Source organism: Streptomyces sp. NBC_01549 (assembly GCF_026339955.1).
Taxonomy (GTDB): Bacteria; Actinomycetota; Actinomycetes; order Streptomycetales; family Streptomycetaceae; genus Streptomyces.
Map to the genome: position 1 here is coordinate 2,068,596 of NZ_JAPEPW010000002.1, position 18,770 is coordinate 2,087,365.

The window sequence follows — 18,770 nt, forward strand, 5'->3', positions numbered from 1 at the left end:
GAGTCCGACGTTGGAGGAGTGACACCCTTGAGACTGGTCTCAGACCCCGGGTACGGCGAAGTGGATCTCTCCGCCTCGGCCGAAGAGCTGACGGGGTTGGCGAGCGCGGTGGCCCAGGGCGAGGGGCTGTTCAACTCCATCTTTTCGCCGGGCGGCAACGACTTGGCCGGGGTCGAGGTCAGAGGTACTTCCGGTCCCGGCGTCCTCATCCACCGGGACGCCGAGCGGCAGATCCTTGTGATCAGCGGTGACTCCGCCGGCAGAGCAGTACTCGCGGAGAATCTGCGGGACATGGCCACGGCCGAGGACGGCGGCCACCTCCACATCGACTATTTCCCCGGGCACCGCTACCTCGCCGAAGGGTCACTGCCCTTGGTGGTCAACAGCCCGCACGGAGGCATGCCAACCCGGTGAGTGGGCGTTTGGTCGCCGCGTTTGGTGATCGGAGGCGACCAGCGACCGGAAAAACCTGGAGCGCTCTGGTCTCTCTGCGGACTCCCGAATGGTTGTCCTGGCTGGCAGGATGGTCACCATGGAGATCATCCCAGGGCAAGGCGTGGCCCTCGTCAGGATCGGCGATCCGCGCTCGCAGGTCGAGGAGCGCGTCGGGTCGCCGTATCACGGCCCGGGCGGACAGCGGGCCGTCTACACCACCTCACCCACGCTGGTGATCACCTACGCGGCTGACGAGACGGTCGAACTCGTGGAGATCGGCTACAGCGGCGAAGGCGGCGATGCCGAAGCGCACTACGACGGGGTTCAGCTGACCCATCGCTTTCTGGATGACGTCGTCGCGGACCTCCACGCCCTGGGGCACTCGAGTACACCCTCGGACATCGGCCACGACTTCCACGCCGGCTTCTCCGTGTGGTCCATGCATTCGTTGTGGGCGCGCGACCTCGACCCGGAAGCCGGCGAGGACGACGAACGCGCGGTCTCCGAAGGAGTCTCGGTGGCGCCGTATACCTACTTCGCTGAAGGGTAGGGAGAGGCCGGGAAGTGGCGGGCCCGCCCGGAGAGCGAACGCACTCCGGTGTCATCCCTCCGCGACTCAGCCGGTGTGCCGGTCCGTGGAGAGTAGCCACTGCCAGCGTTGACGTTCCGTGACGAGGGTGGCGGCCACCAGGAGAGACACGAGGACTGCCGCATAGATGGGCCATGCCAACCATGCGGCGATCGCGGCAGCAGCGAGCTGGAGCAGCACGAGCAGGATCGTGACCGTACCCGAGACAGGGATGATCACCTGCGCCTTGTCTCCCGGAGTGGAGAAGACGGTCGGGAGGCCGATCAGTACCACCACCGCCAAGACGGCAAGCAGCCATGAGTACGTGGACAAGGCCCAGGGAGTGGCCACCCAGGCGACGAGTTCAGCAGCGAAGCGCAGGACCGATGCGATGCGGTCGTCCGGTCTCTCCATGTTCGCCCCCCACAAGCTGTGTCGACCACCAGCGGGAGAGCTTACGACCCCGCATCGGGCTGTGAACGCGCCTTGGTGATCCAAGTCAAGCCGTGTTCACGGACCTTGGGGGGACATCTCGTTCGGCGTTGCCGGTCTACATGCCGCGTTCCGGGCCATGGCTGACGCGTGTGCGCTCATCGGGCGCCATCGGCAGGTACTCCGGCACTACGGGGCCGGGGTCATACGCCGCGCTTCTGCATCCCGCCATGTCCTGCTCGATCAGGAACCGGTAGAGCCACTTGGCGACCGGTATCGGATAACCGGTTCAGTTTCCGTCCCCGCACGCGACGCACATACCGCCGGGGAAATCGTGGGCCTGGGGCACCGGGAAGATGACTTCCCGGTCCAGAGAAGCTGGCGGAATCAGACCTTGCCGGGTGCAGAAGGCAAGGTCCTGTAACCCGCAGATCAGTCAGGGGCCGGATTCAGGATCATCCGTCCAGTCCCGTTCCCACCGGGTCAGGGACCACGCTCGGGAGGTGTCGCGCATCCACTCCGGGAGGTTCCACCGAGGGGTGGCCGGATGCGACAGATGCAAGTGCCTGCCTAGAACGGCGGACAGTCGCTGTACCCCGTCGGCTCCGGCAGGGGTACGGAGGGGCGCGGCGTCCGCAGCAGCACCACGGCCTCCTCGGCCCGGCCCAGCTCCACCAGTAGCGGACCGAGAGCCCGTCGGTGGTCCAGGCGGTCCGTATCCAGGACGGCGACAGCTTCCTCCGGGCGTCCGGCGTCGGCCAACAGGGTGGCCAGGCTCTCCATCGCGTACGGGCTCCCGCCCTCGGGGTGCGCCCGGGCCTCCTCCACTGCCTCGTCCAGCCGTCCGCAGGCGACCAGCAGCGGGCCCCGCAGCCGGAACAGCTCCCACTCCTCCTTGCCCCGCCGGGCCTTGACAGCGTCCAGGTGGGCGAGCCCCTCCTCGGCGCGGCCCTCGGCGGCGAACAGCCCGCACAGCAGGTCGACGACCCAGTCCTCGGCACTGTCCAGCGCGCGCATCACCTCGATGGCCTCGGCGCCCCGTCCGTGCCGTGCAAGCAGTTGCCAGCGTCGTCCTCGCGAGCACCGACGTCGACCGCAAGACCAACGAGATCACTCGCTTCGCACCGCTGCTCGACCAGATCAGTGACCTGCGCGGCACCGTGATCACGTCACCTACCTCGCCGAACGCGGCGCCGACTGGATGCTGACCGTCAAAGGCAACCAGCCCACCCTGCACCAGCAATTGGCCGGCCTGCCCTGGCGGGCCGTCCCGGACGTCACCCGCGAGGCCGGCCGCGGACACGGCCGCCGCGAGATCCGCACCCTGAAGATCCTGAACGTCTCCACCGGCATCGACTTCCCGCACGCCGCCCAGGCCATCCAGATCCGCCGCCGGCGGCACCGTTTGGTCCAGCCGAGACGCTTCACCACCGAGACCGTCTACGCGATCACGAACCTGCACGTGCACCAGGCCCGGCCAGCACAGCTCGCCGCGTGGATCCGCCGCCACTGGCACATCGAGAACCAGATCCACTGGGTCCGCGATGTCACTTACGACGAAGACCGCTCCCAAATCCGCACCGGCACCGGACCACACGTCATGGCCGCCCTACGCAACGCCGCCATCGGCGCACTCCGCATCACCGGCGTCACCAACATCGCCGCCGCCAACCGCCACCACGCCCGCGACAGCACCCGACCACTGGCACTACTCGGCATCATCTAACGATTTTGCCGGGGCCCTGGGTGTCCATCGCACTACTCAAGGTAGTGGATGTCGTCTCCCGGGGATACGGGCGGCGGCTGCGGCGACGGTTGCCAGGTCTTCGCTCGAGAAGCCGGCGCGGCTCAGCACCGCCAGGGATTTGTTCGTTGCCAGCGTGCACAACGCCAGCTCTGCCGCCTCCTGATCATCGGCCCCCGCCGCCAGCAACGCCTGCTCCAGCATCGCCCGCAAACCGTCGATCATGGCGCGGACCATCGCCCGGCCCTCCGCGTCGAGGGCCGGGAACTGCGTTGCCGACACCGTGAGCAGGCAGCCATCCGGGACCGTCGGGTCGGCGATGCGGTTCAGGGTGACCTGCAGGTAGGCGGCCACAACGGCGCTCGGGCTCGGGTGGGGGCCTGACAGTGCCTGGTCGTACAGCGGGTGGTAGGTCTGCGCGTACCGTTGGAGGCTTTTCCGGAAGAGGGTGCTCTTGTCGCCGAAGGTGCCGTAGAGCGAGCTCCGGCCCAGGCCCGTGCCCTCGGTCAGGCGGTCGATCGAGGCCTCCGAATAGCCCCAGCGCCAGAAGACGTGCATCGCGCGTCGTAGCGCCTCGTCCACGTCGAATTGCTTGCGGCCCGCCATGGTTCGTCAGCCTACACATCTTGCACCGATCGTTTCAAGATGTGTATGGTCGCCGACATGACAAGTTGCACTGATCGTTCCATGATGAGTACGGCCGACGGCACGACAAGCTTGAGTTCACTGCGGCTGCCCGACGGGTTCACCGACGTCTTCACTAGCCGGCTCGTGGAGCTGAACGGGCTGCGGCTGCACGCGGTCACCGGCGGGGACGGCCCACCGCTGCTGCTGGTCGGCGGGTGGCCACAGACCTGGTACGCCTGGCGGGAAGTGATGCCCGCGCTCGCCCGCGAACACACCGTCGTCGCCGTCGACTCGCGCGGGGCCGGGCTCTCCGACAAGCCCGACGACGGTTACGACGCCGGCACGCTGGCCGCCGATCTGGTCGCTCTGATGGCCGCGCTCAGGCACGACCGGTTCGACGTGGTCGGCCACGACATCGGCATGTGGACCGGATACGCCCTCGCTGCCGATCACCCCGAGCGGGTGGGCCGGCTCGCCGTCGTCGACGCCATTATCCCCGGTCTCACGCCGACCCCATCGGTCTTCAGCCCGGCCGCGGTCAACCAGCGGCTCTGGCACTTCGGCTTCAACCGGCTCACCGACCTCAACGAGGAGCTGGTCCGGGGGCGGGAGCGGCTCTTCTTCGGCTACCAGTTCGCCAAGAAGGCAGCCACCCCGGACGCGATCCCCGCGTACGCCGTCGACGTCTACGTCGATGCGATCGTTGCGGATCCTCGCGGGCTGCGGGCGAGCTTCGCGTACTACCGGGCGCTGGACGAGACGATCGCGCAGAACGAGCAGCGCAAGAAGACCCGGCTGACGCTGCCGGTGCTCGCCATCGGCGGCGCGCGGTACAGCGGCGCGATGGTCGCCGAGACGATGCGGCTGGCGGCCGACGATGTCACCGGGGTGGTCCTCGACGATTGCGGCCATTACGTGGCCGAGGAGCAGCCGGCGCGGTTTACCGAGATCCTGGAGGACTTCCTCGGTGGCAAACCGATAGCAGGCGTGCCGCACGGCTGACACATTCGTGGCGGAGCTTCGCCGTGTCTGTCTTGCGCCCCCGCTCATTCACGTTGCGGCGCCTCCCGCGTGCCAAGAATCGACGGCGATGCGTATGCCGTCGGTGGTTCGCGAGGAAGAATGTCGATGTCCACAGTCAGCTACCGCAGGGTCCCGGCCGCGATGATCGCGGCGTTGCTCCGCGCCGGCGCCGGCCGCCACCCCATCGTCCAAAGTCGACAAAGCGATGCGACAGGCCAGCGGGCGATCACCGCCGACGGCAAGGCGTTACACGGATCTCGCACCGTCGACACTGCCGCCCGGCACGTGATGGCGGCCTGCGATCAGGTCACCGCCGCGGTGCTTGCCGACACTGACGTCGACGGCAGGACCAACGAGATCACCCGGTTCCGTCCGCTGCTGGACCAGATCGGCGACCTGCGCGACACACCGTGATCACCGCGGACGCGCTGCGCTGCCAGCGCGAGCCGTCACCTACCTCGCCGAACGCGGCGCACGCTGGATCCTGACCGTAAAAGGTGCGGTGGCCGTCTGGCACGTCGACCGACTGACCCGGTCCCCGCGCGAGTTGGAGGACGTCATTGACCTTGCCGACCGCCATGGCGTCGAGCTCGCCACGGTCAGCGGGGAGATCGACCTCGCGACACCGACCGGCCGCATGGTGGCCCGCATGCTGGGTGCCGCAGCCCGTCACGAGGCCGAGCACAAGGCCGAGCGCCAGAAGCGGCAGCGGCGCCAGGCCGCCGAGGCCGGGCGCATAGCCGGGGGAGGTAAACGCCCCTATGGCTACGAGGAGGACCGACTCACCATCCGTGAGAGCGAGGCCGAGATGATCCGTGAAGGGGTCCGGCGCGTACTCGCCAATGAGAGTCTGTCGAGCATCTGCCGGGACTGACAGGAGCGGAAGATCGTCAGTCCGGCTGGCCAACCGTGGAAGCCCGGCGGGCTGCGCCGCTTGTTCGCTTCCGCGCGGATCAGCGGACGACGTGAACACACGCCCCGAAGCTCATGGGAGACAACGCGCCCGCTGCTTGGTGAGATCGTCGCCGATGCTGTCTGGCCGGAGATCATTAGCCACGAGGACTCGGATCGCGTCCGGAAGGTTCTGAGCGACCCGACGCGACGTAGGAACGTGGAGGGCTCCACGAAGCGGAGCTATCTGCTCTCCGGGGTACTGCGCTGCGGCAAGCCCAAGGCCGATGGCAAGCCTTGCGGATGGGGGATGAGCGGTCGCCCGAGGAGCGGTGTACCGCGCTACGTGTGCCCGAACACGCCAGGTACGAACGCATGCGCCGGTACGGCCACGAACGCCGAGCGCACGGACGACCACGTACGTGACATGGTGCTCGCCGCCCTTGAATCACCCACGTTTGTGGAGAGGCTGCGAGAGCAGGACACGGCGGGCACCGATCTGTACGACGACGTACGGGCCGATGAGCAGGAGCTCGAAGAACTGGCCCGCGACATGGGAGAGCGACGTACCAGCCGCAAGGAATGGATGATCGCGCGGCAGCCGATCGAGGAGCGGTTGGAGCGGAACCGCGCGAGCTTGGCGAAGGTTTCCCGTGTGGCTGTGCTCTCGGGGTTCGTTGGCACTTTCGAGGACATGCAAGCGAGGTGGAAGCGGATGAATAACTCTCAGCGCCGAGCCATCATTACGGCGTGCGTCCGCTCGATCGAAGTGCGTCCGGCGGACCCGCACAAGCGGTGGGACCCCGATCGCTTCGTCTTCGATTGGGTCGCCCAGGGCTAGGCGAGCCGTCGAGCCGTACTGGATCAACGAGCTCGAAAACCTGCGCTACACGCTCGATCACGGCGAGATCCTCGATTACCGGGGGCAGCCCTTGCCGGGCACGAGACGCGGTTACCCGCTTCCGAAGCTCATCCGGCACCAAGGGCGCCCCCTACGAAATCGCCTGTCGCTTCCCGGGCCGCCTCTCGGCTGGCAGCCAAGTCCGCCGCGATGCCCGAAGCGATGAGTGCCGCGCCGGGGGTGTGGCCGGAGCCGACGTAGCGCCACTGCCGTTCGGTGACTGCGTCGGGTATGTCGGAGGATGTGGCCGCGGTAGCCGAGTGCGTGAGCCCAGGCCCGGAGGCGGAGGGGCTCGTACTCGGGGAGGCCGCCGAGGTGCCAGCAGGTGCGCATGAGGGTGCGGACGTGGTCGCTCACGGGTGCCGTCTCGATTTCGCCCCAGCTGGCGAGCGGGTGGTCGGTGCCGGAGCCTGTCTCGGTCGCGCCCTTCGTGACGTACTTGGCAACGTACGCGGCGACAGCGTCGTCGTCGGGTCCGTCGCCATCGGTGTGCAGTGGACGGGCGTCGATCTGGACTCCCCAGCGGAGGGCCAGCTCACCCACGGCCGGGCTGTACGGCGTGCGGACCAGGACCCGCCGGGCGGAGGCGCGCACGGCATCGATGAGCAGTTCCGCGGTCCCCCAGGCCGGGGGTTCGTCGTCGGGTCCGTTCGGGCCGTCGAGGCGGACGACGGCGTGCACGTGGACGGCCGCCCGTTTCTGGTACTCGGCGACGCGGGCGAAGGACAGCCGGGCGTGCCGGGCGAATCGGGACTGTACGACGCCGACCGAGGAGGCCAGGCGCCGCCGGACGTCGATGACGAACCGGTCCCACAGCTTGGACGCGTGTGCGTGCCACAGCACATGGCCCGTGTAGTCGTAGCAGTCGGCGCACAGGGGTTGGCCGACGAGGGAATCGGTCGCGTCGTGGACGGCCCCGCAGCCGAGAGGGCGCCCGTGGTCTCACTCGGACCGGTCGCGACGGGGACGGTAGCGCTCCCCGGCACCGTGCACGGGCCCGAAGGACGGAGCGGTCAGGGTGACGAAGAGCCGGGGCCGATGACGGACGTTGGCAGAGATGTTCTTGCCGCCCAGGAGGCCCGCGCGGACGAGGTGGAAGGTGTCCCCGGCGTGGAGGCGCGAGCACGGTGCGCAGACGGTCGCGCGTCGGTTGCGGCAGCGGACGAGGAGCCGTTCGCCGGCTTCGGTACGGGTGTCGTAGCGGTGGATGATCTCGCCGGTTGTGCCGTCCAGGGTGGTGGTCGAGCCGGAGAGGTGGACGGGGTGGGAGCAGCCGCCGATTGCGGTGATCTGCTCCAGCCAGCGGGTGAACTTCGGATCTTGGGCGATGCGGATCGCGTCTCGGTCGGTTTCGGTGAGCTGACGCAGGCGCGCCGCGCGGTTCAGGGCGGCGCGCCTGTCAGCCGGGGTGAACTCGGGTGTGATGGTGGTGACCTTCCGGGGTGGGCCGCCGAAGCGGCTCGGGTGATGGTGGGTGGCGCGCAGTCGTCCATGGGGATCACTCCTTGGGTGGTCGGGCGGGGATGGGCTGGGTCAGCGGATGGTTCCGGTGCCGCGGCAGACGCGGCAGCGGTGGAGCCGTCCGGTCCAGGTTCTGCGGGCTCCGTCGCCCTTGCAGTGGGGGCACCTCACGCCGGGCATGGGCATGGCGTTGGTCCTTCCTGCCGGTCTAGAAGTGGGAGAAGCCGCTCAGCACCCAGGTGAGGAAGCCGTTGATGGTGAGGCTGACGGGGGTCTGGCCGAGGTACATGCCGAGCGCGGCACCGAGCTGGGCCAGGCGGAGCAGGGGCGTGGAGCACTGTTCGGCTTCCGCCTTGCTCTCACGCCGGCCATCGGAGAGGTGGAGCTCCGCGATCTCGTCGACGATCACGACGACCGGCATGGGACGCAGCTTGTCGGGGAGCTCCCAGATGGAGCGGACCCCCGCCGTGCGGCAGGCACGCATGCGCTCCAGGGCCGATATGCAGCACGACGGCCCCGGTACCATCAGGCACCGGGGACCGTCGTGTCCCCTCCCGGACCACCCCAGTTGCTGCCAGGCGCGGGGGTGGTCCGGTCTCGGTATGAGGTTGTGAAGCGCGGCCCCTCGCTCGGGAGGGGAGCCCCCGGGATGGTCCGAGGAGCCGCGCCTCTTGTGGCCGGAGTGGTCAGACTCCGGCCAGCGTCCGGCCCGCCTTCCACTCCCGATCGCGTGGGAGTAGACAGGGGAGGTGGCCCGGAGATCTCTTACGTCGTGCCGTCGAGGTCGAAGCGGCACCACACGCCTCGCGACCGGGCACAACCCACCGGGCTCTCAGCTTGGGAAGCTCGGGTTCTACGGCGCCGAGAGGCTTGCTGACCTGCTGCTGAGCGGCGTCATGGCCTGAGGGTGTGCTGGGTGGGGTGACTGCTGTTCCCCGTGGTTCCCCGCAGTATCTGCCACGGGATTGGCACGGGAGCACGTTCAGGCGGGTGAGTCAGTCGCGCCGCGAACTCGGCACGCCGATGTCGGCGCCGAGGTCGGTAGAGGCGGTCAACGAGTGGGCCGCGGTTCTCAGAGTGCGGGATGTGGCGTTCCGTCGGTCTTGTCATCGCTCGATGGTGTGATGTTGGGGCATCGCTGGTGGTCAGGAGTTCGGGGTTCGCTTGAGTTGTGGCATGAGCATGCGCAAGCCGTACCCGAGTGATCTCACCGACGAGCAGTGGGAGCTCCTCGAACCCGTGATCACGGCATGGAAGGCCCGGCATCCGTCAGTCAGCGGGCATCAGGGGAAGTACGCGATGCGGGAGATCGTGAACGCCATCCTCTACCAGAACCGCACGGGTTGTCAGTGGGAGTTCCTGCCCCATGACATGCCCCCGCCCGGAGCGGTGAAGTACTACTTCTACCTCTGGCGCGACGAGGGCACCGACCAGGACATTCACGACCTGCTGCGCTGGCAGCTGCGGGAGAAGCGGAAACGATTAGCCGACCCGAGCCTGGTGGTCCTGGACACACAGAGCATCCACGCCGCCGTCGGCGTCCCGGCCACGACGACGGGCCGGGACGCCGCGAAAAGGGTGCCGGGCAGGAAGAGATGCCTGGCCGTGGACGTGCTGGGCCTCGTCATTGACTGCGTCGTCCTGCCCGCCTCCGCGCACGAGAACACCGCCGGCATCGCCCTGCTGGACGCTGTCACCGAGCAGTGCGACACGGTGAAAAAGGCCCTGGTCGACCAGGGCTTCAAGAAGAAGGTCGTCGAGCACGGCAAGAACGTGGGTATCGACGTCGAGATCGTCGAGCGCAACCCGGACGACAAGGGCTTCGTTCCACAGGCCAAACGGTGGATCGTGGAGCAGACGAACGGGATCCTAATGTTCTACCGCCGTCTCGTACGCGACTACGAACACCGCCCCGCCTCCTCCCGCTCCCGCGTTCTGTGGGCGATGGCCTCCGTCATGAGCCGTCGCCTCACCGGAGCCACCAGCGCCTCCTGGAGGACCGCATGAGCGAGAACCCGCAGGTCAAAGTCATCCTGGAACACATCGAGACCCGCGAACGCGAACTGGACGACCAGGCCGGGCAGTTCCGGGCCCGCATCGAAGAGCTCACCCGGCAGCTCGGCGAACTCGACGCGGAGAGCGAGAACCTGCGCATCACCCGCAAGACCCTCCTCACTCTCCCGCTGCCCTCACCCTCCACCGGGCCGGACCGCCCCGACATCCCGGACCACCCCGCCTACCAGCAGATCCTTACCGCCCTGACCGACGCGGGCCGGCCGATACGCGCCCGCGACCTCTGCCAGGCCCTCGACCTGCCGATCCTCCCGAAGAACACCGAAGGCATCCGCTGCAAACTGAAACGCCTGGTCAGCCGGGGCATCCTCATCGAACCCGAACCCGGCCTGTTCGCCTGCCCCGGCGCCTGAGGACCACCCCCCACCCGCGACCAGCGGTCCTTCCACAACCTCAACCACGAAACGGACAAGAGCCCACGTTCCGCACTCTCAGATCGTTCTCCCATCCCGGGAGGTCGTCAGGGCCGATCCATTCGCTGTAGTCCGCTGCGACGGAGAGGAACCGTGTTTCCTCCTGGGTGCGGGCCGCGACCGTCATTGACAACCGGTCGGCTACGCCCTTGGGGCTCAGCTCGTCTTTCGCAAGACCGAACGCGAGTCTCACGAGGAGGCATCGGCCGGCTGCCTCCTCGTCGGGAAGAGGTATGCCGAGTTCGTGCAGGGCTTGAACATACAGCTCACGGATCTCGGTCTCGTCGCTCCTGCTCGGCAGTCCGGCGAGCTCGCGCAGGGCAGGGGAATCACGCCCGTCGACGAGCGCATGCGCAGCGAGCATCGGGAGCTCCTCGGGTCGGAGTACCTCCGCTACGTACTGCCAAGCGCTGTGCTGCAACCGATCGATGGGCCAATGGTGGAGGCGATGAGACGTCCTGACCAGCCGATTGCCGTTGTGGCCTCGGCTTCTTCTTGCCCTGGGTCTTGCCGGGGATCTTGATGACCTGGGTTTTTGCTGGTCAGGGCGGTGGACGTGAGCCCCTGAGTGGTCGCCATTTGGTCGTTGTCGGCTGCTGTCGAGCGGCGTCGGACGGCCCAGAGACGGCCCAAGATTGGGCGGGCCGCCGACTGGATGCGGAGCACGCCACGAGGCGGTGATGCCTTACTCGTCCCCGTCGGGCAGTCCATGGCGGCAAACCCTGTTGTCGACGAGCCACCGATCAGCTTCGATCACAGCCGTGACCGATGGTGTCGCAGTCAACGTTGCCGACGACCACATCCTCAGCAACCAGATCATCCGCGGCCTCAAGACACTCCGTGACCACCTGGGCTGCTCGCTTCATGAGGCCCTGGACGTTTTTGCCGCCAGGTACGAGGTGCTGAGGGTGGAACGTCCAGACGATTTCGTATGCACCCGTGACGAGTACGGGACCGGCTTCTACTCGTGAGGGTGCGTCCGCTGCTGATGAGACTCGATGTCCAGAGCACTCAGCTTGGGAAGCTGCGATCACTTGTGGCCGGTTCGGACGCTGACCTGGCTGAACGGCCACAGCGCGGCTTCGTCGGGCTCGGCTGCTTTCACCGTGATTCCCCGCTGTTCCCCGCTCTGTCTGGTGCGCTTGTGGTGCGGCAAGGGCGCTGTGGACGACCGGCCCGGCGTGTTCGAGGAGCGGTGGTGGTCCGCGAACCGGCGATCTGCACCAATACGACGTGAGCGACCGGTTCCATCCGAGGCAGACCGCGTCCGTGCGTCTTGGAGGCATCGTCAGCCGACCGGGCGAACCGGCTCCGTCGGATGTGCGGGGATGCGACCCGCCGCTGTGCCGATAGCCGCATCCCGCCGAGCCGGACACTCCACTGACCGGCGGAGCGCAGATGGTCGAGCTGGTGGTCGGTGGTGACTCCATGACCGCGATCTGGCAGTGGTCCGCCCGCGCCCCGCAGGTCAAACTGGCCCGCCTCGGCGCCCGGTACGACCCGCTGGCCGGCCAGTACCTTGTGCCCAGCGAGCGCACCTTCCGCCGCGTGCTCGCCGACCTGGATGCCGACGTGCTGGACGCGGCGACCTGCGCATACGTCACCGACGTCGCGACCGGAAAGGCACCGACGCCCGAGGTCCCGGACACCCCGGGGCCCATCGAGCGCGAACAGCGCCGCGCCGCCCAGCGGGCCGTGGAACACCCGGCGCCGGCCGGGCTGCTGCCCGCTGCGGCTCTCGACGGCAAGGCCCTGACCGGCGCCCGCACCGAATCGGGGCGGGTCTTCCTGGTCGGGGCGGTCGACCACGCCAGCGGCGCGGTCCTCGGCCAGAGGCAGGTTCCGGACAAGCGCGGCGAGGGCGAGGCGGCCCGCATGCTGCTGGCCCAACTCGCCTTGTCCGGCCGGGTGTTCACCCTGGACGCCCTGCACACCACGAAGAAGACCGCCCACCTGATCACGGACCGGCTCGACGCCCACTACGTCCTGATCCTGAAGGGGAACCAGCCGCTGGCCCGCGCCGCCGCCCAGGCGCTGCTGGCCGGTACCGACGCCGAGTGGACCGAGACCACCGAGGCCGAGGACGACCGTGGGCACGGGCGCACCGAGCGTCGCACGATCCGCACCGCCCAAGCCGACGACGCCCTCTTCCCCGGCGCGGGACAGGTCTTCCGCCTGCGCCGTGACACCGGCGGCCTCGACGGAACCTGGACCGGGAAGGAGATCGTCTTCGGCGTCACCAGCCTGCCCGCCCACCTCGCAGGCCCCGCTCACCTCAACCACTACGAGAGGGTCCACTGGTCCATAGAAAACAAGATCCACTGGGTGCGGGACGTCACCTTCCATGAGGACAACTCCCAGGTCAGGACCGGCACCGCACCCCGAGCACTGGCCAGCTTCCGCAACCTGGGCATCAGCACGCTCCGCCTGGCCGGACGAGCCAACATCGCCCACGCCCGCCGCGATCTCCTCAACCACAACGACGCCTTCGCCGTCTACGGCATCTGATCAACTACCACGAAGCCGGACACAACCGAACAACGCCGGGGCCGTGGAGCTGGGCAGGCTCTGCCGAGCCACCGTCGCGAAGTGAACGAGCTGAGCAAGTACTGCCGGATCAACGCCCGAAGTGTTGTTCTGCGTAAAGTTGCTCTGCGTTCCGACTGCAACGTTCTGCGACCCGTCGATCTTCACGTGGAAAGTCGGGCCGCTGGGGGCCTGCGACGGGTTGAGGAACTCGGACACGGGCTTGGGGTGACGCCGATATCGCTCCAGGATTGCGCGTTAAGGATTGATCATGGTGCTGTGGTCTTGCCGAGGTGGCGGTAGATGGTGGGTCGGGTGACGCCGAACTCGTCAGCGATCTGCTGGACGGTTAGTTCGCCGGAGTCGTACATCTCCCGCGCCAGCTTTACCTGACGGGGGCCGAGCTTGGGTTTTTGCCCTCCGGTGCGGCCTCGGGCGCGGGCGGCCTCCAGACCGTCCACTGTGCGCTCCGACATCAGGGCGTGCTCGAACTCGGCCACCGCGCCGAGAATCTGGAAGAACATCCTGCCGACGGCGGTGGAGGTATCGATGCCCTGGTCGATCACGACCAGGTCGACGCCGCGGGCCTGGAGGTCCTTGGACAGCTCGATGAGGTTCTCCAGGGAGCGGCCAAGGCGGTCGAGCTTGGTGACCACGAGTTGGTCGCCCTCGCGGGCGACGAGGAGGGCTTTGCCGAGTTCGGGGCGGCGGGCGAGCTTGCCGGATGCCTTGTCGGTGAAGATCTGTTCACACCCCGCGGCCTTCAGGGCATCTTGCTGCGCTTCAGGGTTTTGATCCCGTTTAGATACCCGAGCGACGCCGATTCTCATGGCGAGAACTGTAACGCAAACAGGGGTATGCGTGACATAGACGCGTACGTGGGTAGCGTTACATACGCGACCTGGGGGAACGTCAGATAGATCTTCGTGTATCGCGAACGATCGTTACCGATCCAGTGGGGTGGGGCACCTCCGAGGGGAAGGCCGTGTGGGATGACCACGTGCGGCGCAGCCGGCAAGGAGATGCCGGGAGCGTTGTCACTGGTGTGTGGGAGGCTTCCTGCATGCGAAATGAGCTTCCGTTGACGGTGATCGGGAACCTTGTGGACGACCCGGAGTTGCGGTTCACGCCTGCGGGGGTCCCCGTCGCTCGCTTCACGGTGGCCTCGACCCCGCGTACGTTCGACCGTGATACGAACACCTGGCGGGATGGGGAGCCGACGTTCCTGGACTGCAGCGCCTGGAGGCAGCTGGCGGAGAACCTGGCCGGGTCTCTGTCGAAGGGCGCCCGCGTGGTGGCGGCAGGCCGGCTGCGGACCGACCGGTGGGAGACCCCGGAGGGAGAGAAGCGCTCCCGGATGGTGCTGGACGTCGACGACGTGGGCGCCTCGATGACGTTCGCGACCGTCACGATCACCCGTACCACCCGCCCCGCCCCGCCGCGTGAGACCGCGCCCGACGACCCGTGGGCCACAGCCAGCCCCGTGCGGCCGGCAGCTCCCGTCGACGACGCAGACGACTCCGCTGCGGAACCCCCGTTTTGATCTTGGGACGCTACGGGTAGACGTTGCCAACCTCGACCAGCCACCACCGGTTTTGCGCGAAGGCCAGCACCACCGTGACCCGCCAGCCGGGCTGCGCCAGTTCGCTGGCCTTGCGGGGGACGGGGAGCGGTCCGATGTCGCCCTGGAACCACAGCTTCCCGGGCTCGACCTTGGTGATCTGCATGGGGATGCCGTCATCGATCCACCGCCCCGCGGCTTCCGGGCTACGGACTGGGCAGTTGAGGGTGAGCTGGTAGAGAGCGTCGGCGAGACGTTCGGCCTTGGGCAGATCGCGGGCGGCTTCGGTGGCGCGCTCGGTCCCGCTCGCCGCGGCCGCTTGGTCGATCACACCGTGTTCGGCGAGCCAGCCGACCAGCTTCTTGGTCACCGTGCCCGACGCCTGCAGCAGTTCCTGCCCGGCCATGACCTTACGGATCATGAAGTAGCCGAGGAACTCATCCAGCATGCTGTCGATGTAGGAGGCGTCCATCTGCGTGCAGAACGCGTCCTCATCGCCGTCGTCATAGGCGCGCCGCCAGCGGTCGTGGTCCGCTCCCGACAGCAGGTTGGGGCCGTATCCGTTCATGCAGTCCCGCAGCAGGCCGATCACATCGTCATAGTTACGGAAAGTACGTGGGGCCAGCCGCTCCCGCTGTTCGTCCAGGAACCGGCTCAGCGCTTCATCGATCGTGATCGGGGCCATGCCCGGCAGTGTGCCACCGACAACGCCCGCAAGACGACCTGAGCCGGCGTCGCCGGGCCTGGTGGAGGCTTGCCTCTTTCGCATGCTGCTTCTCCCGCGACTCCAGCGGCCCGCCGACTGCGCCGCCATGGGGTGTGTTCGGTGAAGCCGGTGGGGCATTTTCTGCGGATGCACCACAATGCTCGGGTGAGTCCAGTGAGCAAGCCGCGTAAGAAGTCCGGCAGCAGCGCCCGACGGCCGTCCCGACGCTCTGGTGGCACCGCCCGGTTGCGGCTGCCGGGGCTGAAGCCGGTGTACCGAGCGTTCTGCGACGCGGGCCCGGACTTCGCCGCCCTGCCTGATGCTCTCGAAGCGGAACTGTGGATCAGCACCCACCTCGGGCTGCTGCAGGAACGTAGCCCTCACCCGGCGAGTCTGGCGACAGCGTTGCTGGATTTGGTCGAGGAGCTGGAGCGGGCTGGGCGCCCCGAGGCGTGCGCGATGCTCCGCGGCTTGGCGGCTGTCGGGCCGGCAGCGCTTCACGAGCCCGCGGTCTCGGCCGCCGACCGGATGTCCGCTGCTGCCGCGCGGCAGGGCCGGTCCTGGCCGCAGCCACGCTGGCTCGACCTGCTCGGGCAGGCCATGCCCGGTGACTGCTGGCATACCGTGGACCGCTACGGCGAGCTTGAGCAGATCCTGTGCACCTTCGTTCACCGCGACGGCGACCGCCTGCACGGCATCCTCATCGAGCGGGACGACTCCTGGCACGGGGCCGCCACCGACATCACCGTCGTCGACGACACCGAGGGATGCCGTAAACACCTGGCCAAGACCGCCCGCAAGGACGGAAGCGAGCTGCTGCCGCTGACGCACACGGCGGCTCACCACGCCGTCAAGGACGCCTTGACCGCCTTCCTGGCCCACGGGCTGGCAAGCCCCGCCCGGCCCGATGTCCGACCGGACTCAGAGTTCTTCGAGACCACTGCTTTCGCCGTCGCCCGCAGCCGGCAACTCGATCCCGGCACCTGCGAACCCGACAGGCGGCCACTGGCCGAAATCTGGGACGAGACAGCCCGCGATGCGCTGGCCAGCGAGTATCTCGCCTCCCCGGCCGGGGCCGCGCAGGCTACCGCGACCGCACGGGTGGCACCCAAGCTGCTCATCGGGCTGTCCGTGGATGTTCTGGGCCGGGACCCGCGCCGGATCGGACCGGGCACCCTCACCCGGATCTTCACCGATGCCCTGCCCGGCTCTCTCCTCCTGCCTGACGCCTTGCTGGACGAAGCGTCCGCCGCGATCAGCAGCTACTACACCTGGGTGGCCGAGCAGTACCTGCCCAAGCAGGACCGCAAGGAGGTGCTCAGGACACTGCGCCGCCGGATAGCCGCCCTACCGCGGACACTCGCAGCGTTCCCGGCGCACCCGCTGCGGGCATACATCGCCGACATCGACCACAACGGGCACGACGGCGATGTCCTGCAGGCCGTCATCGACCGGCGCATCTTCGCCGTCCCCGAACCCGGGCACCGCTGGGTCCCGCGCGACATCGACTCGGACGAGGTGGACGACCTCGACCCCGCCGACGAGGAGGAACGCGCGCTGATCGTCCAGGAGGAGATGCGAGCCCGGAAAGTACCCCGACGCCTGCACCCGGTGCACGAGGTACTCGCCAACCAGCTCTGGCTGGACAACCCGGCCCAACTGTGGCCGGCCGCTCAGCGGCTGCGCGACGCCGGCCTGTCCCGAGAACAGGTCCTGGACCGACTGGCGGACGTACTGTCCGGACATCTGAACCAAGTCCTGCGGGCCGCACCCGGCCAGGCGCCCGGCCTGGAGCAGTACACCCAGGCGCTGGACGCCCTGGGGCCCCGCGCCTGATGCCCTTGGTCGGGCGAACCGGAGCAAGGGCATCAGGCAGTCGGTCAGCCTGTGCCCTGCTCGGCGTGCGGGTCGCGCAGCGGGCGCAGGGCCTGGCCCGGGTGCGAGCGGACGATCGGGTAACGACCGTGAAAGTTGACGTGCTCATGCATCAACGGGGAAAGCCGGGAGCGGATCTCCGCAGAGACGCTGACACCGCCGGCCTCCAACTCCTTCACGGCGGCGTCGATGTAGAGGCTGTTCCAGAAAATTACTGCGTTCAGGGCCATGCCCAGGGCGCCGAGCTGGTTTTCCATTCCGTCCCTATAGGCATGGCGTATCTCGCCCAAGCGGCCGAAGAACATCGCACGGGCCAGCGCGTGGCGGCCCTCGCCGATGTTCAGCTGCACACCGATCATGCGCCGGTACACCTCGGAGTCGATGAACTGCAGCAGGTGCAGGGTCTTGAAGATCCGCCCGTACGCGGCGAAGGCGTCGCCCAGGCCGGTCATCCGGTCGCCGTTGTTCATCATCCGCAGCAGGTCGTAGGCGCGGACCGTGCCGGTGGTCAAAGAGCCGGCCACACGGAGCATGTCCTCCCAGTGGTCGCGGATCCGGGCGGCCTGGACCCGCTGGCGCGAGAGGGGCTCCAGCGGCCCGTAGTGTGCCGCCATGTCAAAGCGCCACAGCCGGGCGTCGGAGATGTCCGCGATGCGCGGGGAGAACTGGTAGCCGCAGATCGCGAACAGCCCGAACACCAGGTCGCTGACGGACCCGGTGTCGGTGATGACCATCTCGGGGCGGATCGGGCCGTCCAGGTTGAAGACCGCGTCCAGGATGCCCAGCGAGTCGCGCAGGGTGCCCGGCATGACGATCCCGCCCAGGCCCATGAAGCGGTCCGAGACGACGTTCAACCAGGTCACGCCGCGCCCGGTCGAGAAGTATTTGGGGTTGGGCCGAGTGTGGATGGAGCGCACCGGCACGGTGAAGCGCATGCCGTCGGCCGAGGCGACGTGCCCGCCACCCCAGTCCTCGGTGATCCCGATACCGTCCTGAGCGCCGACCAGTAGCCCCGACGCGGCGCGCAGTCCAGGCAGGTGGAAGTAGCCGTGGTCCGCGCTGACCAGCCGGCTGCGGGTCAGCGCCCGCTCGCCGGGCTTGATGACCGGCTCCATGCCGATGTTCGTGGACTTATGGACCAGGAGCGCGGTCAGCGTCAGGTCCAGATCCTCGGGGCGGGCGACCTGGCCGCTGATGTGCTCGATCGCGTCGTACATCCCGGTACGTGCGTGGACCTCCAGCAGCAGCTCGGGGTAGTCCACCCGCGGCATCATCGCCTGGACCGCGTCGTGGACCACCTGGTAGCCGGCCGGCAGCGGGTCCGCTTCCAGTCGGTTCAGACTGATCTTCCCGTCCACGATGTCAACGGCCGCGTTGCCGGGCAGGCTGTCGGCGACATGCCGGTACATCTCATCCAGGAGCACCTCCAGCTCGCCCAGGTGCTGGGGTCCGGCCGGTAATGCTGCTGGATTGAACGTTAAGGACTTGATCATGGTCTCGGTTCGGTCATTGGTGGGACGGCTGTGATCTCCGC

21 protein-coding genes and 3 pseudogenes are annotated in these 18,770 nt (G+C 68.0%); 15 read left to right on the forward strand and 9 right to left on the reverse strand.

Features of this window, described 5'->3' with window-relative positions:
• The first annotated feature begins 27 nt into the window (after positions 1-27).
• Both OG819_RS44585 and OG819_RS44590 read left to right on the forward strand, forming a co-directional pair.
• Positions 28-414, forward strand: coding sequence for a hypothetical protein (locus tag OG819_RS44585; RefSeq protein WP_266630750.1), 387 nt, complete (start codon positions 28-30; stop codon positions 412-414).
• Between the two features lie 118 nt (positions 415-532).
• On the forward strand, positions 533-985 hold the full coding sequence (locus OG819_RS44590; RefSeq protein ID WP_266428582.1) for a hypothetical protein: 453 nt from the start codon (positions 533-535) through the stop codon (positions 983-985).
• A gap of 66 nt (positions 986-1,051) precedes the next feature.
• Here the strand turns inward: OG819_RS44590 and OG819_RS44595 are convergent, their stop codons facing one another.
• Positions 1,052-1,417, reverse strand: a complete 366-nt coding sequence (locus OG819_RS44595) for a hypothetical protein (RefSeq protein WP_266630748.1) — start codon at positions 1,415-1,417, stop codon at positions 1,052-1,054.
• Positions 1,418-2,005: 588 nt separating this feature from the next.
• A complete protein-coding gene (locus OG819_RS44600) occupies positions 2,006-2,452 on the reverse strand; it encodes a hypothetical protein (RefSeq protein ID WP_266655109.1) in 447 nt (148 codons plus the stop codon).
• Between the two features lie 32 nt (positions 2,453-2,484).
• Between OG819_RS44600 and OG819_RS44605 the strand changes: the two genes are divergently transcribed.
• On the forward strand, positions 2,485-2,643 hold the full coding sequence (locus OG819_RS44605; RefSeq protein ID WP_266655111.1) for a hypothetical protein: 159 nt from the start codon (positions 2,485-2,487) through the stop codon (positions 2,641-2,643).
• Positions 2,637-3,161: an ISAs1 family transposase gene (locus tag OG819_RS44610; protein ID WP_266655113.1), complete on the forward strand. Its 525-nt coding sequence runs from the start codon at positions 2,637-2,639 to the stop codon at positions 3,159-3,161. Before OG819_RS44605 ends, OG819_RS44610 begins: the two co-directional genes overlap by 7 nt.
• Positions 3,162-3,197: 36 nt before the next feature.
• Here OG819_RS44610 and OG819_RS44615 read toward each other — a convergent pair whose 3' ends face one another.
• Complete coding sequence (locus OG819_RS44615) at positions 3,198-3,785, reverse strand: TetR/AcrR family transcriptional regulator (RefSeq protein ID WP_252846659.1); 588 nt, start codon at positions 3,783-3,785, stop codon at positions 3,198-3,200.
• A 57-nt stretch (positions 3,786-3,842) separates the two neighbouring features.
• Here OG819_RS44615 and OG819_RS44620 point away from each other — a divergent pair, with 57 nt between their 5' ends.
• The 5 genes and pseudogenes from OG819_RS44620 (at position 3,843) to OG819_RS44640 (ending at position 6,561) form a co-directional block, all read left to right on the forward strand.
• Complete coding sequence (locus OG819_RS44620; RefSeq protein ID WP_266655115.1) at positions 3,843-4,808, forward strand: alpha/beta fold hydrolase; 966 nt, start codon at positions 3,843-3,845, stop codon at positions 4,806-4,808.
• 126 nt (positions 4,809-4,934) lie between these two features.
• Positions 4,935-5,243, forward strand: coding sequence for a hypothetical protein (locus tag OG819_RS44625; RefSeq protein WP_266655117.1), 309 nt, complete (start codon positions 4,935-4,937; stop codon positions 5,241-5,243).
• 88 nt (positions 5,244-5,331) lie between these two features.
• The gene (locus tag OG819_RS44630) at positions 5,332-5,703 is read left to right on the forward strand and encodes a recombinase family protein (RefSeq protein WP_266630734.1); all 372 of its coding nucleotides are present in this window, start codon (positions 5,332-5,334) and stop codon (positions 5,701-5,703) included.
• A gap of 237 nt (positions 5,704-5,940) precedes the next feature.
• Positions 5,941-6,141 (forward strand): annotated as a pseudogene (locus tag OG819_RS44635) (zinc ribbon domain-containing protein); the annotation flags it as partial.
• A 6-nt stretch (positions 6,142-6,147) separates the two neighbouring features.
• Positions 6,148-6,561 carry a hypothetical protein gene (locus OG819_RS44640; RefSeq protein ID WP_266655635.1) on the forward strand — a complete coding sequence of 138 codons (414 nt, stop codon included), beginning with the start codon at positions 6,148-6,150 and terminating at the stop codon, positions 6,559-6,561.
• A gap of 111 nt (positions 6,562-6,672) precedes the next feature.
• Here the strand turns inward: OG819_RS44640 and OG819_RS44645 are convergent.
• Both OG819_RS44645 and OG819_RS44650 read right to left on the reverse strand, forming a co-directional pair.
• Positions 6,673-8,106 (reverse strand): annotated as a pseudogene (locus tag OG819_RS44645) (replication initiator).
• 256 nt (positions 8,107-8,362) lie between these two features.
• Positions 8,363-8,572: pseudogene (locus tag OG819_RS44650) on the reverse strand (cell division protein FtsK); the annotation flags it as partial.
• 686 nt (positions 8,573-9,258) lie between these two features.
• On the opposite strand from OG819_RS44650, the gene OG819_RS44655 reads away from it, so the two are divergent.
• Positions 9,259-10,089: an IS5 family transposase gene (locus OG819_RS44655; RefSeq protein ID WP_266653077.1), complete on the forward strand. Its 831-nt coding sequence runs from the start codon at positions 9,259-9,261 to the stop codon at positions 10,087-10,089.
• Positions 10,086-10,508 carry a hypothetical protein gene (locus OG819_RS44660; protein WP_212726660.1) on the forward strand — a complete coding sequence of 141 codons (423 nt, stop codon included), beginning with the start codon at positions 10,086-10,088 and terminating at the stop codon, positions 10,506-10,508. The genes OG819_RS44655 and OG819_RS44660 overlap by 4 nt, the downstream gene beginning before the upstream one ends.
• A 40-nt stretch (positions 10,509-10,548) precedes the next feature.
• Here OG819_RS44660 and OG819_RS44665 read toward each other — a convergent pair whose 3' ends face one another.
• Positions 10,549-10,989 (reverse strand): hypothetical protein, encoded by a 441-nt coding sequence (locus OG819_RS44665; protein WP_266655119.1) that lies wholly within the window; start codon positions 10,987-10,989, stop codon positions 10,549-10,551.
• Positions 10,990-11,329: 340 nt separating this feature from the next.
• On the opposite strand from OG819_RS44665, the gene OG819_RS44670 reads away from it, so the two are divergent.
• Both OG819_RS44670 and OG819_RS44680 read left to right on the forward strand, forming a co-directional pair.
• Entirely contained in the window at positions 11,330-11,539 is a 210-nt protein-coding gene (locus OG819_RS44670; protein ID WP_266655121.1) for a hypothetical protein, read from the forward strand.
• A gap of 427 nt (positions 11,540-11,966) precedes the next feature.
• The gene (locus OG819_RS44680; protein ID WP_266655123.1) at positions 11,967-13,076 is read left to right on the forward strand and encodes an ISAs1 family transposase; all 1,110 of its coding nucleotides are present in this window, start codon (positions 11,967-11,969) and stop codon (positions 13,074-13,076) included.
• A 287-nt stretch (positions 13,077-13,363) separates the two neighbouring features.
• Here OG819_RS44680 and OG819_RS44685 read toward each other — a convergent pair whose 3' ends face one another.
• The gene (locus OG819_RS44685) at positions 13,364-13,924 is read right to left on the reverse strand and encodes a recombinase family protein (protein WP_266655125.1); all 561 of its coding nucleotides are present in this window, start codon (positions 13,922-13,924) and stop codon (positions 13,364-13,366) included.
• A gap of 257 nt (positions 13,925-14,181) precedes the next feature.
• Between OG819_RS44685 and ssb the strand changes: the two genes are divergently transcribed.
• Complete coding sequence (gene ssb, locus OG819_RS44690) at positions 14,182-14,637, forward strand: single-stranded DNA-binding protein (protein ID WP_266655577.1); 456 nt, start codon at positions 14,182-14,184, stop codon at positions 14,635-14,637.
• Positions 14,638-14,647: 10 nt separating this feature from the next.
• On the opposite strand, the gene OG819_RS44695 is transcribed toward ssb, so the two are convergent.
• Positions 14,648-15,340, reverse strand: coding sequence for a hypothetical protein (locus OG819_RS44695; protein ID WP_266655127.1), 693 nt, complete (start codon positions 15,338-15,340; stop codon positions 14,648-14,650).
• A 195-nt stretch (positions 15,341-15,535) separates the two neighbouring features.
• Between OG819_RS44695 and OG819_RS44700 the strand changes: the two genes are divergently transcribed.
• Positions 15,536-17,197, forward strand: coding sequence for a hypothetical protein (locus OG819_RS44700; RefSeq protein ID WP_266655129.1), 1,662 nt, complete (start codon positions 15,536-15,538; stop codon positions 17,195-17,197).
• A 44-nt stretch (positions 17,198-17,241) separates the two neighbouring features.
• Here OG819_RS44700 and OG819_RS44705 read toward each other — a convergent pair whose 3' ends face one another.
• Positions 17,242-18,729 carry a transposase gene (locus OG819_RS44705; RefSeq protein WP_266655131.1) on the reverse strand — a complete coding sequence of 496 codons (1,488 nt, stop codon included), beginning with the start codon at positions 18,727-18,729 and terminating at the stop codon, positions 17,242-17,244.
• Positions 18,730-18,770 lie beyond the last annotated feature (41 nt).

Bases quoted from the DNA above. Each gene is read 5' to 3' on its own strand.
- OG819_RS44590 (WP_266428582.1), top strand. From the start codon at position 533: ATGGAGATCATCCCAGGGCAAGGCGTGGCCCTCGTCAGGATCGGCGAT.
- OG819_RS44595 (WP_266630748.1), bottom strand. From the start codon at position 1,417: ATGGAGAGACCGGACGACCGCATCGCATCGGTCCTGCGCTTCGCTGCT.
- OG819_RS44600 (WP_266655109.1), bottom strand. From the start codon at position 2,452: ATGCGCGCGCTGGACAGTGCCGAGGACTGGGTCGTCGACCTGCTGTGC.
- OG819_RS44610 (WP_266655113.1), top strand. From the start codon at position 2,637: ATGCTGACCGTCAAAGGCAACCAGCCCACCCTGCACCAGCAATTGGCC.
- OG819_RS44615 (WP_252846659.1), bottom strand. From the start codon at position 3,785: ATGGCGGGCCGCAAGCAATTCGACGTGGACGAGGCGCTACGACGCGCG.
- OG819_RS44620 (WP_266655115.1), top strand. From the start codon at position 3,843: ATGACAAGTTGCACTGATCGTTCCATGATGAGTACGGCCGACGGCACG.
- OG819_RS44625 (WP_266655117.1), top strand. From the start codon at position 4,935: ATGTCCACAGTCAGCTACCGCAGGGTCCCGGCCGCGATGATCGCGGCG.
- OG819_RS44640 (WP_266655635.1), top strand. From the start codon at position 6,148: ATGGTGCTCGCCGCCCTTGAATCACCCACGTTTGTGGAGAGGCTGCGA.
- OG819_RS44655 (WP_266653077.1), top strand. From the start codon at position 9,259: ATGAGCATGCGCAAGCCGTACCCGAGTGATCTCACCGACGAGCAGTGG.
- OG819_RS44660 (WP_212726660.1), top strand. From the start codon at position 10,086: ATGAGCGAGAACCCGCAGGTCAAAGTCATCCTGGAACACATCGAGACC.
- OG819_RS44680 (WP_266655123.1), top strand. From the start codon at position 11,967: ATGGTCGAGCTGGTGGTCGGTGGTGACTCCATGACCGCGATCTGGCAG.
- OG819_RS44685 (WP_266655125.1), bottom strand. From the start codon at position 13,924: ATGAGAATCGGCGTCGCTCGGGTATCTAAACGGGATCAAAACCCTGAA.
- OG819_RS44695 (WP_266655127.1), bottom strand. From the start codon at position 15,340: ATGGCCCCGATCACGATCGATGAAGCGCTGAGCCGGTTCCTGGACGAA.
- OG819_RS44705 (WP_266655131.1), bottom strand. From the start codon at position 18,729: ATGATCAAGTCCTTAACGTTCAATCCAGCAGCATTACCGGCCGGACCC.